This is a genomic window from Pseudomonas sp. C27(2019) (assembly GCF_008807395.1).
In the GTDB taxonomy this organism is placed as follows: Bacteria; Pseudomonadota; Gammaproteobacteria; order Pseudomonadales; family Pseudomonadaceae; genus Denitrificimonas.
The window spans coordinates 2,601,531-2,617,405 of the sequence record NZ_CP043320.1 but is presented as its reverse complement, the minus strand read 5'-3'; the positions used below and the strand labels follow the sequence as shown (position 1 = coordinate 2,617,405).

8 protein-coding genes, 2 tRNA genes and 2 rRNA genes are annotated in these 15,875 nt (G+C 47.9%); 8 read left to right on the top strand and 4 right to left on the bottom strand.

Features of this window, described 5'->3' with window-relative positions; translation table 11 throughout:
* Positions 1 to 18: 18 nt before the first annotated feature.
* Positions 19 to 2,655, top strand: coding sequence for a phosphoenolpyruvate carboxylase (gene ppc, locus FXF61_RS12020; protein ID WP_151185487.1), 2,637 nt, complete (start codon positions 19 to 21; stop codon positions 2,653 to 2,655).
* 68 nt (positions 2,656 to 2,723) lie between these two features.
* On the opposite strand, the gene FXF61_RS12015 is transcribed toward ppc, so the two are convergent.
* Positions 2,724 to 3,647, bottom strand: a complete 924-nt coding sequence (locus FXF61_RS12015) for a DUF805 domain-containing protein (protein ID WP_151185486.1) — start codon at positions 3,645 to 3,647, stop codon at positions 2,724 to 2,726.
* A gap of 98 nt (positions 3,648 to 3,745) precedes the next feature.
* Positions 3,746 to 4,171 (bottom strand): protoporphyrinogen oxidase HemJ, encoded by a 426-nt coding sequence (gene hemJ / locus FXF61_RS12010; RefSeq protein WP_151185485.1) that lies wholly within the window; start codon positions 4,169 to 4,171, stop codon positions 3,746 to 3,748.
* 116 nt (positions 4,172 to 4,287) lie between these two features.
* Here hemJ and argC point away from each other — a divergent pair, with 116 nt between their 5' ends.
* Both argC and erpA read left to right on the top strand, forming a co-directional pair.
* On the top strand, positions 4,288 to 5,322 hold the full coding sequence (gene argC, locus FXF61_RS12005) for an N-acetyl-gamma-glutamyl-phosphate reductase (protein WP_151185484.1): 1,035 nt from the start codon (positions 4,288 to 4,290) through the stop codon (positions 5,320 to 5,322).
* An 87-nt stretch (positions 5,323 to 5,409) separates the two neighbouring features.
* Positions 5,410 to 5,760: an iron-sulfur cluster insertion protein ErpA gene (gene erpA, locus FXF61_RS12000; protein ID WP_151185483.1), complete on the top strand. Its 351-nt coding sequence runs from the start codon at positions 5,410 to 5,412 to the stop codon at positions 5,758 to 5,760.
* A gap of 6 nt (positions 5,761 to 5,766) precedes the next feature.
* Here the strand turns inward: erpA and FXF61_RS11995 are convergent, their stop codons facing one another.
* Positions 5,767 to 6,855, bottom strand: a complete 1,089-nt coding sequence (locus tag FXF61_RS11995; protein WP_151185482.1) for an anhydro-N-acetylmuramic acid kinase — start codon at positions 6,853 to 6,855, stop codon at positions 5,767 to 5,769.
* 2 nt (positions 6,856 to 6,857) lie between these two features.
* Positions 6,858 to 8,282, bottom strand: coding sequence for a peptidoglycan DD-metalloendopeptidase family protein (locus tag FXF61_RS11990; protein ID WP_151186095.1), 1,425 nt, complete (start codon positions 8,280 to 8,282; stop codon positions 6,858 to 6,860).
* A 217-nt stretch (positions 8,283 to 8,499) separates the two neighbouring features.
* Between FXF61_RS11990 and tyrS the strand changes: the two genes are divergently transcribed.
* From tyrS to FXF61_RS11965, 5 genes are all read left to right on the top strand, one after another.
* The gene (tyrS, locus tag FXF61_RS11985; protein WP_151185481.1) at positions 8,500 to 9,699 is read left to right on the top strand and encodes a tyrosine--tRNA ligase; all 1,200 of its coding nucleotides are present in this window, start codon (positions 8,500 to 8,502) and stop codon (positions 9,697 to 9,699) included.
* 501 nt (positions 9,700 to 10,200) lie between these two features.
* Positions 10,201 to 11,743: ribosomal RNA gene (locus tag FXF61_RS11980) — 16S ribosomal RNA — on the top strand.
* 194 nt (positions 11,744 to 11,937) lie between these two features.
* A tRNA-Ile gene (locus FXF61_RS11975) sits at positions 11,938 to 12,014 on the top strand.
* 312 nt (positions 12,015 to 12,326) lie between these two features.
* A tRNA-Ala gene (locus FXF61_RS11970) sits at positions 12,327 to 12,402 on the top strand.
* A 252-nt stretch (positions 12,403 to 12,654) separates the two neighbouring features.
* Positions 12,655 to 15,761 (top strand): 23S ribosomal RNA (locus tag FXF61_RS11965).
* The 16S and 23S rRNA genes sit together here with 2 tRNA genes alongside, the layout of an rRNA operon.
* Positions 15,762 to 15,875: the final 114 nt, after the last annotated feature.

The window sequence follows — 15,875 nt, the reverse complement described above, 5'->3', positions numbered from 1 at the left end:
ATTTAGTGGAGAGCCAGCATGATCCCAATTGATTCACGTTTACGCGAGCATGTTCATTTACTTGGTGAGCTGCTCGGTTGCACCATGCGCGAACAGCGCGGCGAAGAGTTTTTAGAGAAAATCGAACGTATCCGCAAAGGTGCAAAGGCCGCGCGTCATGGTTCTGATGACGGTCGCCAACAGTTGACTGATACCTTAAATCAGTTGCCTGAAGATGAATTGCTGCCTGTGGCTCGCGGCTTTAATCAGTTCCTAAACCTCGCCAATATTGCTGATCAGTACCATTTGGTGCGTCGCCGCCGCAGCGATGAAGCGCCTGCTTTTGAAGATCAAATGCTTGCGTCTGTACTTGAGCGTTTACAAGTGGCTGGGCACAACCCGCAAGACTTATCGCAGATTGTTGCTGATTTAGATATTGAACTGGTGCTCACTGCGCATCCGACTGAAGTTTCGCGTCGTACTTTAATTATGAAATACGATGTTATTGCGCAGCAGCTTGCTGAATTGGACCATACAGATTTAACTGAGGCTGAGCGCGAGAAAATAGTCGCTAAACTGCGCACTTTAGTTGCAGAGATTTGGCACACAACAGAAATTCGCAGTGAGCAGCCAACGCCTGTTGATGAGGCACGCTGGGGCTTTGCGGTGATTGAACGCTCGTTGTGGCATGCCATCCCCAAAGTATTGCGCCATGTCGACAATACCTTGCTTGCCGCCGGTGGTGATACGTTGCAGATTACCGCGACACCTATTCGTTTTGCGACCTGGATGGGTGGTGACCGCGATGGCAACCCAAATGTGACTGCGCGTGTTACCAAGGCCGTGCTGTTATTAGCACGCTGGATAGCAGCAGACTTATTCTTGCGTGACATTTCTCGCCTGACAGCTGAGCTCTCTATGCAAAAGGCCAGCCCTGAGCTGATGGCTTTAGTGGGGGAGAGTGATGAGCCGTATCGAGTATTGCTAAAACAGTTACGTGCGCGCCTGCGCAAAACGCGGACTGAGTTGCAAAACAGCATAGCCAGTGGCGCGCCTTTATCGGCGGATATTATGCTCAACACTGACGAGCTGCTAACGCCATTACTGCTGTGTCACAGCTCTTTACATGAGTGCGGTATGGGTTTAATTGCCGACGGTGATTTGCTCGATACCATTCGGCGCACCACGACGTTTGGTTTGTCGTTGGTACGCTTAGATATTCGTCAAGATGCTGAGCGCCACACCAGCGCTTTAAATGAGATCACGCAGTGGTTGGGCTTGGGCGAATATGTGCAGTGGAATGAAGAACAACGGCAAGCTTTTTTACTTAGCGAATTGAATAATCGTCGACCACTGCTCTCTAGTTCTTTTGCGGCAAGTGCTGACACTCAAGAGGTTTTGGATACCTGCAAAGTTATCGCACAAACTGCGGTGGACTCGCTGGGCTCTTACATTATTTCGATGGCGTCTGCCCCTTCTGATGTGCTGGCTGTACAGTTGTTGCTCAAGGAGGCGGGCCTCAATCGTGCAATGCGCATTGCGCCTTTGTTTGAAACGCAGGATGACTTGCATAACGCAGCAGGTGTTATTGATCAACTGCTGAGCTTGACCGATTACCGCAATAGCTTAGAAGGTCCGCAAGAGGTCATGATTGGCTATTCAGATTCTGCTAAAGATGCTGGCACAACAGCAGCTGCCTGGTCACAATACCGAGCGCAAGAAGAGCTGGTTGCTGTCTGCGCTAAACAAGGTGTTGAGTTAATCTTGTTCCATGGACGCGGCGGTACAGTGGGGCGTGGTGGTGGTCCTGCGCACGAAGCTATTCTTTCCCAGCCACCGGGTTCTGTAGCTGGGCGCTTTCGTACCACGGAACAAGGTGAAGTGATCCGCTTTAAATATGGTTTGCCAGCAGTTGCAGTACAAAACCTCAACCTGTATTTAGCTTCGGTGCTAGAGGCAACTTTATTGCCACCGCCTGTGCCAAAAGATTCATGGCGTGCAGTGATGGAGCGTTTAGCAGCAGATGGTTTGGCTGCATATCGGCAAACTGTGCGTGAGCACCCTCAATTTGTCGAGTATTTTCGTCAAGCAACACCAGAGCAAGAGCTGGGTCGCTTGCCGCTTGGAAGTCGCCCTGCTCGACGCCGTACCGGTGGTATTGAAAGTTTACGTGCTATTCCGTGGATTTTTGCTTGGACACAGACACGCATGATGCTCCCAGCTTGGCTTGGTTGGGAGACTGCGCTGCAAAACGCGATCGAACGCCAAGAAGAACCATTGCTGGCAGAGATGCGTGATCAGTGGCCTTTCTTTAGAGCGCGCATTGATATGTTGGAAATGGTGCTGTTAAAAGCTGACGCAGGAATTGCTCGTTTATACGATGAGCGTCTAGTGGATGATGAGTTGCGTGGCTTTGGTGAGCAGCTGTATCAGCATCTCAATCAGGCGGTTGAGCAAGTGCTGAATCTAACCGGTGAAACGCATTTGCTTGAGCGCCACCCGCAAGTACGAGCCTCCATTAGCGTGCGCGATACTTATCTTGACCCACTGCATTTACTGCAGGTCGAGTTACTGGCGCGCTCAAGAGAGCAGGGTGAGGCGACTTGCCCAGCCATAGAGCAGGCGTTGTTGGTGACTGTGGCAGGTATTGCGGCGGGTTTACGCAATACAGGCTAAGTGTTGCTACTGATCAGCATGCATTGTGCTGTGCTGATCAGTAACTATTTGGCTGAGTTTGTTACCCGTTAATATTGCCCACCAAGCATTGCGCCGAGCATGCCGCTGATAATGCCGAGAACAAATCCAGATGAAAGTAGTGCAACCCAAATCCAAAAGAGTACTTTAACCGCAGTACTGTTGGCCGGTGCTGGGGCACCATAGCGATTATTGCCTTGGCTACCAGGCAAGACAAAAATGAGCAGCTGGAATATGCTGCCTACTACAGGTATCAGGCTAATTAACAATAACCAGCCTGACCAGCCAATATCGTGCAAGCGTTTTACACTGATTTGAATACCAATGATCATTGCAGCAACACCTGCAACAGTCATTAATAAGCCGCCGAATAGGACGGATGCTTTGAAAGCAAGCATGCTAATTAACATTGCAGGGGCCATGGCAAACATAAAGACCATTGACCAAGCAATATAGCGCATGCGGCCAATACGCCCTTCAACACCCCATATGCTCAGCTCGCCCACTTCGGCCGTATCTTGCTCAATAGTCGCTGTTGGTGAAGCATAAGGTGATACGGATGCTGCTTTAGTTAAGTTGCTGGCTTGAGCTTGATAACTGTTAAATTTAGCAATGACTATGCCACAGTGTTGGCAAGTCTCATGCAATGCTTGCTCCGTTGCGCATTTAGGGCAGATCATTTGCTCAGAGTCTTGTTCTGGACTATCGCTACTGATTGCTTCCAAACTCAAATTGGCTGCCAGATCTACTTCTTTGTGTGCGATTACGCCTGCTGAGAATAATGCTTCTACATATTTATCGGCTTGGGATGCGTTGATATCACGTTTGATAGTGATTTTTTTGCCAGAAAAAAGATGTTTTATCACGCTAACATCTTTTTTAAATAAACGGGCGAGACCCTCTTGGGCGAAGTCTAGAGTTACACCTGGTGCAAGACTGCCATCCATGGTGATTTTGTAGTGTGTATCTGACATAAAGCTTCCTTATCAATGGAAGTTTTCTAGGAAAGTAAATGTTGAGCTGTGAGTTGCTTAAGTGAAACAAGTAGCATTTTTGCTTGCATGGCTATCAGCTAAAATGGCTTAAGAATAGCAAGCAGAACAATAACAATTAGAAATAATACCGGCAGTTCGTTAAACCAGCGATAAAAAACATGACTTTTTTGGTTTGAGCCTTGTGCAAAGCGTCTATAAATAGCACCAAGAGAGAAGTGATAGGCAATTAGAAAAACCAATAATGTCAGTTTAATATGCATCCAGCCTGCCTTGAGGAGCGCTGGATTCATATATAGCATATAGATTCCGAGTGCGAGGGTAGCGACTAATGAGGGATGCATAATTCCTCTGTATAGCTTGCGCTCCATAATGGTAAATCGTTCTTGGCTGATGCTATCAGTGCTCATCGCGTGGTAAACAAATAAGCGTGGCAAATAAAATAAACCCGCAAACCAGCACACTACTGCGATAATATGAAAAGCCTTGATCCACAAATACGTCATAACCCGCTCCAATAGTAAATAGTGCTCATGGTAGTACGCGGATGCTGCAGTGTCATCCGTAGAATGTAGGTTATGCAGTTACATATATATTTTGCTTATACAAAGAGGGTGCACGCATGATCAAAGTCGCAATCGTCGGCGGTACAGGCTACACAGGTGTTGAGTTATTGCGTCTGCTTGCTCTGCATCCGCACGCACAGGTTGAGATAATTACATCACGTTCTGAGGAAGGTGTGCGGGTTGCTGATATGTACCCTAATTTGCGTGAAAATTACCCTTCGCTCGCTTTTTCCGTGCCGCAGGTCGAGCAGTTGACTGCTTGTGATGTAGTGTTCTTTGCTACGCCGCATGGTGTTGCGCATGGTTTAGCCGATGAAATTTTACAGGCAGGTACGCGTGTAATTGATCTGTCTGCGGACTTTCGCTTGCAAGATGCAAATGAGTGGGCGCAGTGGTACGGTCAGCCACACGGTGCACCGCATTTGCTCGGAGAAGCCGTTTACGGGCTGCCTGAAGTAAATCGTGATGCGATTAAAGGCGCGCGTTTAATTGCTGTTCCAGGTTGCTATCCGACTGCAGTGCAATTGGGTTTGTTACCACTTGTTGAAGCGGGTCTTGCTGATACCAAACAAATTATCGCCAGCTGTGCCTCTGGCGTCAGTGGCGCAGGCCGTGCTGCTAAAGTGGGCTCATTGTTTTGTGAGTCTGCGGAAAATATGATGGCGTACGGGGTCAGTGGGCACCGCCATTTGCCTGAAATCAAACAAGGGCTTCAGCGCGCTGCAGGCAAACCTGTTGCTCTAACCTTTGTACCGCATTTGGTGCCAATGATTCGTGGTATTCATGCAACTTTATACGCGACTGTTGTTGATCCTGAGGTTGATTTACAGGGGTTGTTTGAGCAGCGTTATCGCAGCGAGCCTTTTGTTGATGTGCTGCCAAGAGGCGTGTTCCCACAGACACGCAGCGTAAAAGGTGCGAACATGTGCCGTATTGCTGTACAACGACCGCAGGGTGGTGATGTTGTTGTAGTGATGTCAGCTATTGATAATTTGGTTAAAGGTGCTTCAGGGCAAGCCGTGCAGAATATGAATATTATGTTTGGTTTGGATGAAGGCAGTGGCTTAGTTTCGGTTGCTTTAATTCCTTAACTGCTGTTAATAGTTGACCTTGATGGTAGGATAAGCGGATAATATTACCTATTAGTTGTTTACAGCGCGATGCTGGGAGAAAGTAAAATGAGTGTTGAGTCCTTCGTCCCTACCGCAATGCAGTTTACTCAAGGGGCGGCAAATAAAGTTAAGGCCTTGGTGGAAGAAGAGGGCAACCCACGTCTGAAATTACGTGTTTTTATAACCGGAGGTGGCTGCTCTGGTTTTCAGTATGGCTTTACCTTTGATGAAGAAATGGCTGATGACGACACAGTCATTAACCGTGAAGGCGTGAGCTTGATTATTGACCCAATGAGTTTTCAGTATTTGGCCGGTGCTGAAGTTGATTATACAGAAGGCCTAGAAGGGTCGCGTTTTGTGATTAATAACCCGAATGCAACGACTACTTGTGGTTGCGGATCGTCCTTCTCCATATAATCTATTTTAAGCAGGATAGATGGCGCCAAGTATGCGCAAGCCGTTGGCGCCAGTGACTGCAGGTCTATTGCTTGGGATACCTTCAAGGCAGCAATGCGCAAGCCAAGCAAACGCCATAGCTTCCATCCAGTCTGCTGAGATGCCAATCGAGTCAGTGCTAGCAACAGTGCAGCATGGCATTAAACGGCGCAAGCGGTTTAGAAAATCCTGATTATGTGCGCCACCGCCACAAACCCAGACTGCTTTAGTATGTGCTTGAGCTTGGCTAATCGCTTTCGCGATAGTTAGTGCAGTAAATTCACAGAGCGTTGCTTGTACATCTTGATCGCTAATAGCTTTATGCTCGGCAAGCAGATGTTTAAGCCATGCCAGATTAAACAGCTCACGTCCCGTGCTTTTAGGGCCTTGAGTTGCTAAAAAAGGCTCGAGCATCATATGCTCCAATAGTGCTTTGTTAACTGTGCCGCTGGCCGCCCAAGCACCATCTTTATCGAATAAGTTGTTTTTCTTGTGCTGAATCCAAGCATCCATTAATACATTGCCGGGCCCGCAATCAAAGCCACTGGTCTCTTGCTGCCCGTTAAGTAAGGTAACATTGCTAAAACCGCCAACATTTAAGACAACACAAGGCTTGGCCTGCTGACTAAATAATATTTCATGGAAGGCTGGCACCAGTGGTGCGCCTTGACCGCCTGCAGCAATGTCCCGCTGACGAAAGTCGCTTACAACACAAATCCCAGTTAATTCAGCCAGTAATGCTGGGCTGCCAATTTGCACAGTAAATTGCTTTGCGGGCTCGTGTCGAATGGTTTGCCCGTGACTGCCGATGGCGCGAACCTGCTGGGCAGAAATATTGTTGTCTGCAATGAGTTTTGCCACGCCTGCGGCGGCGAGCCGCGCCCACTTTTGTTCTGCGAGAGCTGCTCGATTAATCTCATCAGTGCCACTGCTGCATAGAGAGAGTAGGCATTGTTTTAATTCGGCGGGCATTGGTAAGAAATGACTGGCAATGAGTGAAGGGTGAGGATCGATATCAATCAAACTGATATCGATCCCGTCTAGACTGGTGCCAGACATAATGCCAATGTAAAACATGTTTACTGCTGATTCAGGGCTAGCTGCGTGTCTTGCTTTGCATCAAGTTTGGCCAGCAAGGTCTTGCTAAGCTCTAAGAAGCGTTGTTTTTCTGATGCATGTATGGGATCAGCAGCGGGTAGCTTGTGGCTTAAGGGGTCAACATGCACGCCATTGACTCTGAACTCATAATGCAAGTGCGGACCAGTAGATAAGCCGGTTGTGCCAATATAGCCAATAATTTGACCTTGTTTAACTGTGCTGCCTGAGCGGATACCTTTGGCAAACCCCTGCATGTGAGCATATAAGGTTTGGTAGCGCTGGCCATGCTTAATTACAACCGTATTGCCATAGCCGCCTTTGCGTCCTGCTAACGTGACGCGACCGTCACCAGCAGCTTTAATAGGCGTGCCACGTGGTGCTGCATAGTCGACACCTTTGTGCGCGCGGATTTTATTTAGGATGGGGTGTTTGCGGCCATTAGAAAAACGCGAGCTGATACGTGCGAAATCGACAGGCGTTCGGATAAATGCTTTACGCAAGCTGGATCCGTCGGCGCTGTAGTAACTCGAATTACCGTTTTTATCAGTATAGCGTACAGCAGTATAAACCTTGCCTCTATTAGTGAAGCGTGCGCTAAGTATATTGCCTGTGCCAATGGCTTCGCCATCTAATGTTTTTTCTTCGTAGATTAATTCAAACCGATCACCTGTGCGCAAGTCTTGCGCAAAATCGATGTCATAGCCAAAAATATTGGCCATATCAATGGCCAGACCGTAAGGCAGTCCGGCTTCCGCTGTAGCAGAAAGTAGCGCACCTTTAATCAAGCCTTGTGCATGCTTTTCGTTAATTTGCGTCGTTGCTACTTCTTTGCGGAAAGAAAAATCTTCTGAGTCAGGCTGTTTTTCTAAGTGGATTGTTTCGGTTACGCTAATGGGGCTGCTGATTGCTTGCAGCTCTTGGTTTTCATCGAGCTTAAATGAAATGGTTTGCCCTACTTTCAAGTTGGTAAAGCGTTTAGCGTCCTTGTCTGAATCAAGGATTTTGTGCATTAGGCTGTTGCCCAGCTCTGCTTTAGCGAAAAGTACAGAGAGAGTATCGCCGCTGCTGACTGTGAAATCTTTAGTGAGTTCGAGGGGCTCAGCTATTGCTGCATCAGACTCAGCCTCGGGTTTAACTACAACTTCTGGCATCGTAGCTGCAGCAGCTTCAAGGGTTGGCAGTCTTGAAGTGAGCATGTCAGCTGATTGCTGCACATCACTTACTGGTGTGCTTGTGACTTGCTCAGTTGTTTGTTCTTCTAATTCAATATTGATAAATGTCTTTTTTGCTTCCACTTCACGAGAAGGGTAAACGATTAGCGCTAGACATAATAAAGCAACTCCACTTGCCGCAAGCAGGTGGCGCTTAGGGTAAATTTGCTGTGTCGGAGTGTTAATTTGTGTCATGGTCATGTTGGTCTGCTGTGAGCGATTGAGTAAAATATAAGTAAAAGCCCCTAACTGCAAGTAAATAGAGCCCATAACTTGCACTGCGTCAGTTTTTTGTTGCTTGAACGCATGATTTATCTACTAAAGTATTTGCATTCAGAGCAGGTAATTTATTTTTAGTTCCAAATATTGTAGTCTGCTCTGTTACCCATCCTTTAAAACTGGTGTCGTGAAGATGAAAGCCGTTGAAGAGCAGTTAGCTATTATCAAGCGTGGCGCGGACAGCGTCATTGTTGAGCAGGAGCTTATTGAAAAGCTAAAGCGTAATCAGCCGCTGAGCGTAAAGGCGGGTTTTGATCCGACTGCTCCCGATTTACATTTAGGGCATGCTGTTCTTCTTAATAAGTTGCGCATGCTACAAGATTTAGGGCATCAGGTGATTTTCCTGATTGGTGACTTTACCGGCATGATTGGTGACCCAAGCGGCAAAAGTGCTACAAGGCCGCCGTTGACCCGAGAGCAAGTGCTGTCCAATGCGGAAACATATAAGCAGCAAGTTTTTAAAATTCTTGATGAGAGTAAGACTAGGGTTGTTTTTAATTCAACTTGGCTGGAGAAGTTAAGCCCTGCAGATTTTATTCGTTTAGCGTCGCATTACACAGTAGCGCGCATGCTTGAGCGTGAAGACTTTAGTAATCGCTATACGACTCAGCAGCCGATTGCTATTCACGAGTTTTTATATCCGCTAATACAGGGGTACGATTCGGTTGCTTTAAAAGCTGATATCGAGATTGGTGGTACAGATCAGACATTCAATCTGCTGATGGGGCGTGAGTTGCAGCGGGCTTACGGTCAAGAGCCACAGTGCATCATAACCATGCCTTTGCTCGAAGGTCTGGATGGCGTGAAGAAGATGTCGAAGTCGCTAGGCAATTATGTGGGTATCCAAGAAGCCCCTGGAGCGATGTATAGCAAGCTGCTGTCGATGCCTGATGAGTTAATTTGGCGTTACTTTGAGTTACTGAGCTTTAGAGATGTAGCAGAGATTGAGCAGCTTAAGGTTAATGTGGAACAGGGTGCGAACCCGCGTGATGTCAAAATAGAGCTGGCTCGCGAGCTTATTGCGCGCTTTCATGGCGAGGAAGCTGCAGCGAATGCGCATAAGTCTGCAGGGAATCGCATGCAAGATGGTGAGCTCCCAGAAGATCTGCCTACTATAGAGGTGTCGGCGCAAAGTGACATGCCAATCGCGGCGGTATTGAATAAAGCAGGTTTGGTTAAAAACGCAGCAGGTGCAAGAGATATGCTTGCAGCGGGTAGTGTGCGAGTAGATGGTGATGTGGTTAATCGCGAGTTTGTCTTCAAGCTGGGTGCAGAGCATGTGTGTCAAGCGGGAAAGAAAAGCTTCGCTCGAATTAAGCTAGTTGCAGAGTGAGAGAATTCTTTTGCAAATGCTGTTGACAGGTAGATGCTGTGCTGTAGAATGCGCACCTCGTTAGGCAGATAGAGCAACACAGCTTAACGTAACAGGTTGATTTTTAAGGATTTATTTTTAATGTCAGCTTGACAAGGTGGCGATCTAGTGTAAGATTCGCAGCCTGCCAACGAGAAGCGTAAGCGCCTCGCCGGCACCAAGGAGTTAGACGGAAGCAATAATTAAAATCTTCCAGAAAATAAGCCTTGACAGTTACTTTGGGAGATGTAGAATACGCCTCCTCGCTGAGACACTCAGCGAAACGTTCTTTAACAATTTGAATCAAGCAATTCGTGTGGGTGCTTGTGTGAGATGATTGATAGTCAGCAAGATTATCAGCAACACAAGTTATTCGGCGAATGAAAATTTGTAGAATTATTTTTGTCTTTTTTAATTTATTAATAAAAGATATTTGCGATTGCTGAGCCAAGTTTAGGGTTTTCTCAAAACCCGATCAGTATATAACTGAAGAGTTTGATCATGGCTCAGATTGAACGCTGGCGGCAGGCTTAACACATGCAAGTCGAGCGGTAACAGAGAGTAGTTTACTATTCTGCTGACGAGCGGCGGACGGGTGAGTAATGCCTAGGAATCTGCCTAGTAGTGGGGGATAACTTGCCGAAAGGTAAGCTAATACCGCATACGTCCTACGGGAGAAAGCAGGGGACCTTCGGGCCTTGCGCTATTAGATGAGCCTAGGTCGGATTAGTTAGTTGGTGAGGTAATGGCTCACCAAGACTGCGATCCGTAACTGGTCTGAGAGGATGATCAGTCACACTGGAACTGAGACACGGTCCAGACTCCTACGGGAGGCAGCAGTGGGGAATATTGGACAATGGGGGCAACCCTGATCCAGCCATGCCGCGTGTGTGAAGAAGGTCTTCGGATTGTAAAGCACTTTAAGTTGGGAGGAAGAGCAGTTAACGAATACTTGACTGTTTTGACGTTACCAACAGAATAAGCACCGGCTAACTTCGTGCCAGCAGCCGCGGTAATACGAAGGGTGCGAGCGTTAATCGGAATTACTGGGCGTAAAGCGCGCGTAGGTGGTTCATTAAGTTAGGAGTGAAAGCCCCGGGCTCAACCTGGGAATTGCTTCTAAAACTGGTGGGCTAGAGTACGGTAGAGGGTGGTGGAATTTCCTGTGTAGCGGTGAAATGCGTAGATATAGGAAGGAACATCAGTGGCGAAGGCGACCACCTGGACTGATACTGACACTGAGGTGCGAAAGCGTGGGGAGCAAACAGGATTAGATACCCTGGTAGTCCACGCCGTAAACGATGTCAACTAGTTGTTGGGTTCCTTGAGGACTTAGTAACGCAGCTAACGCATTAAGTTGACCGCCTGGGGAGTACGGCCGCAAGGTTAAAACTCAAATGAATTGACGGGGGCCCGCACAAGCGGTGGAGCATGTGGTTTAATTCGAAGCAACGCGAAGAACCTTACCTGGCCTTGACATGCTGAGAACTTTCCAGAGATGGATTGGTGCCTTCGGGAACTCAGACACAGGTGCTGCATGGCTGTCGTCAGCTCGTGTCGTGAGATGTTGGGTTAAGTCCCGTAACGAGCGCAACCCTTGTCCTTATTTACCAGCACGTAATGGTGGGCACTCTAAGGAGACTGCCGGTGACAAACCGGAGGAAGGTGGGGATGACGTCAAGTCATCATGGCCCTTACGGCCAGGGCTACACACGTGCTACAATGGTTGGTACAACGGGCTGCCAAGTCGCGAGACGGAGCTAATCCCATAAAACCAATCGTAGTCCGGATCGCAGTCTGCAACTCGACTGCGTGAAGTCGGAATCGCTAGTAATCGTGGATCAGAATGCCGCGGTGAATACGTTCCCGGGCCTTGTACACACCGCCCGTCACACCATGGGAGTGGGTTGCACCAGAAGTAGCTAGTCTAACCTTCGGGAGGACGGTTACCACGGTGTGATTCATGACTGGGGTGAAGTCGTAACAAGGTAGCCGTAGGGGAACCTGCGGCTGGATCACCTCCTTAATCGAAGACATCATCGTCTTCATAAGTATCCACACGAATTGCTTGATTCAATCTGTAGTAGCGATTGGGTTGTTAGGCCCTTGATAATTGGGTCTATGCTTGGCTTGGTTAAAGCGAACCCCTGCCGTTGAGGTGGAAAGTAGGGTGAAGTTTGACCGACCGACTGACGGACCAAATGGTGGATTGACCTGTATGGGTCTGTAGCTCAGTTGGTTAGAGCGCACCCCTGATAAGGGTGAGGTCGGCAGTTCAACTCTGCCCAGACCCACCAAATTTTACTTATGCTGCGTTATTTAAAGACTCGTTTAGTGTTACTAAACTTCGCCTTTAAATGCCTTGCCTAAGAAAAATTACATTTTGAAGAGAAAGCTAAAAGCTAATTCGAATAAATGACAATTATTAGGTGGTTTAAAGGTACCGTTTCATTTGGCTTGTAGCTTTTAAGTTATGAGTTAGGTTTAACGAGTTATTTTTTGCTTAGATCGAGGAAGCTGCCGGAGCGAACGAAGGAGCATACTTCTGTATGTGACTGAGTAAGTGACAAGGCTGACGAAGATATAATCAAAAAAGAGCCGTTAAAAATGGGGCCATAGCTCAGCTGGGAGAGCGCCTGCCTTGCACGCAGGAGGTCAGCGGTTCGATCCCGCTTGGCTCCACCATTATCCAATCGTTCGAAGCTCAGACATGAGCATTTAGTCAGCCGCAGGCTGTTTGAATGTTGATGTCTGGTCTTTACCAGAACTGTTCTTTAAAAATTTAGGCATGTGATAGAAGTAAAAAAGACTAGATGATTACTTTCACTGGTAATTGTTTAGGCTAAGGTAAAATTTGTGAGTTTTTTAATTGCGAATTTTCGGCGTAATATCGATCTTCACGTTATAGATATATAACCAAATTGCTTGGGGTTATATGGTCAAGTGAAGAAGCGCATACGGTGGATGCCTTGGCAGTCAGAGGCGATGAAAGACGTTGTAGCCTGCGATAAGCTTTGGGGAGTCGGCAAACAGACTGTGATCCAGAGATCTCTGAATGGGGAAACCCACCTAACGTAAGTTAGGTATCTTATAGTGAATACATAGCTATAAGAGGCGAACGCGGGGAACTGAAACATCTAAGTACCCGTAGGAAAAGAAATCAACCGAGATTCCCTTAGTAGTGGCGAGCGAACGGGGACTAGCCCTTAAGTGGCTTAGAGATTAGTAGAAGGCTCTGGAAAGTGCCGCCATAGTGGGTGATAGCCCTGTATACGAAAATCTCTTAGTCATGAAATCGAGTAGGACGGAGCACGAGAAACTTTGTCTGAATATGGGGGGACCATCCTCCAAGGCTAAATACTACTGACTGACCGATAGTGAACCAGTACCGTGAGGGAAAGGCGAAAAGAACCCCGGAGAGGGGAGTGAAATAGAACCTGAAACCGTATGCGTACAAGCAGTGGGAGCCCGATCACTCAATAACATTGAGTGGCACAATTTTGATGACACACATGGGTTGTTTAGGTAACAATATTTGCTTGCAAATGTTGGTCAACACACTAAACAAGCAGTGTTATTGAGGATCGGGTGACTGCGTACCTTTTGTATAATGGGTCAGCGACTTATTTTCAGTGGCAAGCTTAACCGAATAGGGGAGGCGTAGCGAAAGCGAGTCTTAATAGGGCGACAGTCGCTGGGAATAGACCCGAAACCGGGCGATCTATCCATGGGCAGGTTGAAGGTTGGGTAACACTAACTGGAGGACCGAACCGACTATCGTTGAAAAGCTAGCGGATGACCTGTGGATCGGAGTGAAAGGCTAATCAAGCCCGGAGATAGCTGGTTCTCCTCGAAAGCTATTTAGGTAGCGCCTCGTGTATCACTGCTGGGGTAGAGCACTGTTTTGGCTAGGGGGTCATCCCGACTTACCAACCCAATGCAAACTCCGAATACCAGCAAGTGCGAGCACGGGAGACACACGGCGGGTGCTAACGTCCGTCGTGGAAAGGGAAACAACCCAGACCGTCAGCTAAGGTCCCAAAGTTATGGTTAAGTGGGAAACGATGTGGGAAGGCTTAGACAGCTAGGAAGTTGGCTTAGAAGCAGCCATCTTTTAAAGAAAGCGTAATAGCTCACTAGTCGAGTCGGCCTGCGCGGAAGATGTAACGGGGCTCAAACCATACACCGAAGCTACGGACATAGACATTCCACTTAAAATCATTCAATTGTTTACGCTTGCGAGCCGTTAGGCGAGCAAAGCACACCCTCACGTTGAGGGAAGTAAAAGTAAAATAAACAGTGGTTTTAAGGGAATGTCTATGTGGTAGAGGAGCGTTGTGTAAGCCGTTGAAGGTGAGTTGAGAAGCTTGCTGGAGGTATCACAAGTGCGAATGCTGACATGAGTAACGATAATGAGTGTGAAAAACACTCACGCCGAAAGACCAAGGTTTCCTGCGCAACGTTAATCGACGCAGGGTGAGTCGGCCCCTAAGGCGAGACTGAAAAGTGTAGTCGATGGGAAACAGGTTAATATTCCTGTACTTCTAATTATTGCGATGGAGAGACGGAGAAGGCTAGGCCATCAGGGCGTTGGTTGTCCCTGTTTAAGGTGGTAGGCAGAGATCTTAGGAAAATCCGGGATTTTGTTAATGCCGAGAGCTGATGACGAGCGTTCTTTAGAATGCGAAGTGGTTGATGCCATGCTTCCAAGAAAAACTTCTAAGCTTCAGATAATTAGGAACCGTACCCCAAACCGACACAGGTGGTTGGGTAGAGAATACCAAGGCGCTTGAGAGAACTCGGGTGAAGGAACTAGGCAAAATGGCACCGTAACTTCGGGAGAAGGTGCGCTGGTGAGGGTGAAGTATTTACTACGTAAGCCTTTGCTAGTCGAAGATACCAGGCCGCTGCGACTGTTTATTAAAAACACAGGACTCTGCAAACTCGAAAGAGGACGTATAGGGTCTGACGCCTGCCCGGTGCTGGAAGGTTAATTGATGGGGTTAGCGTAAGCGAAGCTCTTGATCGAAGCCCCAGTAAACGGCGGCCGTAACTATAACGGTCCTAAGGTAGCGAAATTCCTTGTCGGGTAAGTTCCGACCTGCACGAATGGCGTAACGATGGCGGCGCTGTCTCCACCCGAGACTCAGTGAAATTGAAATCGCTGTGAAGATGCAGTGTATCCGCGGCAAGACGGAAAGACCCCGTGAACCTTTACTATAGCTTTGCACTGGACTTTGAAGTTGTTTGTGTAGGATAGGTGGGAGGCTTTGAAACTGCGACGCTAGTTGCAGTGGAGCCAACCTTGAAATACCACCCTGGCAACTTTGAGGTTCTAACTCTGGTCCGTTATCCGGATCGAGGACAGTGTATGGTGGGTAGTTTGACTGGGGCGGTCTCCTCCTAAAGAGTAACGGAGGAGTACGAAGGTGCGCTCAGACCGGTCGGAAATCGGTCGTAGAGTATAAAGGCAAAAGCGCGCTTAACTGCGAGACCAACAAGTCGAGCAGGTACGAAAGTAGGTCTTAGTGATCCGGTGGTTCTGTATGGAAGGGCCATCGCTCAACGGATAAAAGGTACTCCGGGGATAACAGGCTGATACCGCCCAAGAGTTCATATCGACGGCGGTGTTTGGCACCTCGATGTCGGCTCATCACATCCTGGGGCTGAAGCCGGTCCCAAGGGTATGGCTGTTCGCCATTTAAAGTGGTACGCGAGCTGGGTTTAGAACGTCGTGAGACAGTTCGGTCCCTATCTGTCGTGGACGTTTGAGATTTGAGAGGGGCTGCTCCTAGTACGAGAGGACCGGAGTGGACGAACCTCTGGTGTTCCGGTTGTCACGCCAGTGGCATTGCCGGGTAGCTATGTTCGGAAGAGATAACCGCTGAAAGCATCTAAGCGGGAAGCTTGCCTCAAGATGAGATCTCACTGGAGCTTTAAGCTCCCTGAAGGGCCCTTGAAGACTACAAGGTTGATAGGTTGGGTGTGTAAGTGCTGTGAGGCATTGAGCTAACCAATACTAATTGCCCGTGAGGCTTGACCATATAACACCCAAACAATTTGGGAAGACGAATTGTGACCGAAAGTTCGCAAAGCGCACAAATAAACTGATACTATTGCATGCCTAATTAGAGAAGACGATGATCACGAAAGTGAGA

Bases quoted from the DNA above. Each gene is read 5' to 3' on its own strand.
- ppc (WP_151185487.1), top strand. From the start codon at position 19: ATGATCCCAATTGATTCACGTTTACGCGAGCATGTTCATTTACTTGGT.
- FXF61_RS12015 (WP_151185486.1), bottom strand. From the start codon at position 3,647: ATGTCAGATACACACTACAAAATCACCATGGATGGCAGTCTTGCACCA.
- hemJ (WP_151185485.1), bottom strand. From the start codon at position 4,171: ATGACGTATTTGTGGATCAAGGCTTTTCATATTATCGCAGTAGTGTGC.
- argC (WP_151185484.1), top strand. From the start codon at position 4,288: ATGATCAAAGTCGCAATCGTCGGCGGTACAGGCTACACAGGTGTTGAG.
- erpA (WP_151185483.1), top strand. From the start codon at position 5,410: ATGAGTGTTGAGTCCTTCGTCCCTACCGCAATGCAGTTTACTCAAGGG.
- FXF61_RS11995 (WP_151185482.1), bottom strand. From the start codon at position 6,855: ATGTTTTACATTGGCATTATGTCTGGCACCAGTCTAGACGGGATCGAT.
- FXF61_RS11990 (WP_151186095.1), bottom strand. From the start codon at position 8,282: ATGACACAAATTAACACTCCGACACAGCAAATTTACCCTAAGCGCCAC.
- tyrS (WP_151185481.1), top strand. From the start codon at position 8,500: ATGAAAGCCGTTGAAGAGCAGTTAGCTATTATCAAGCGTGGCGCGGAC.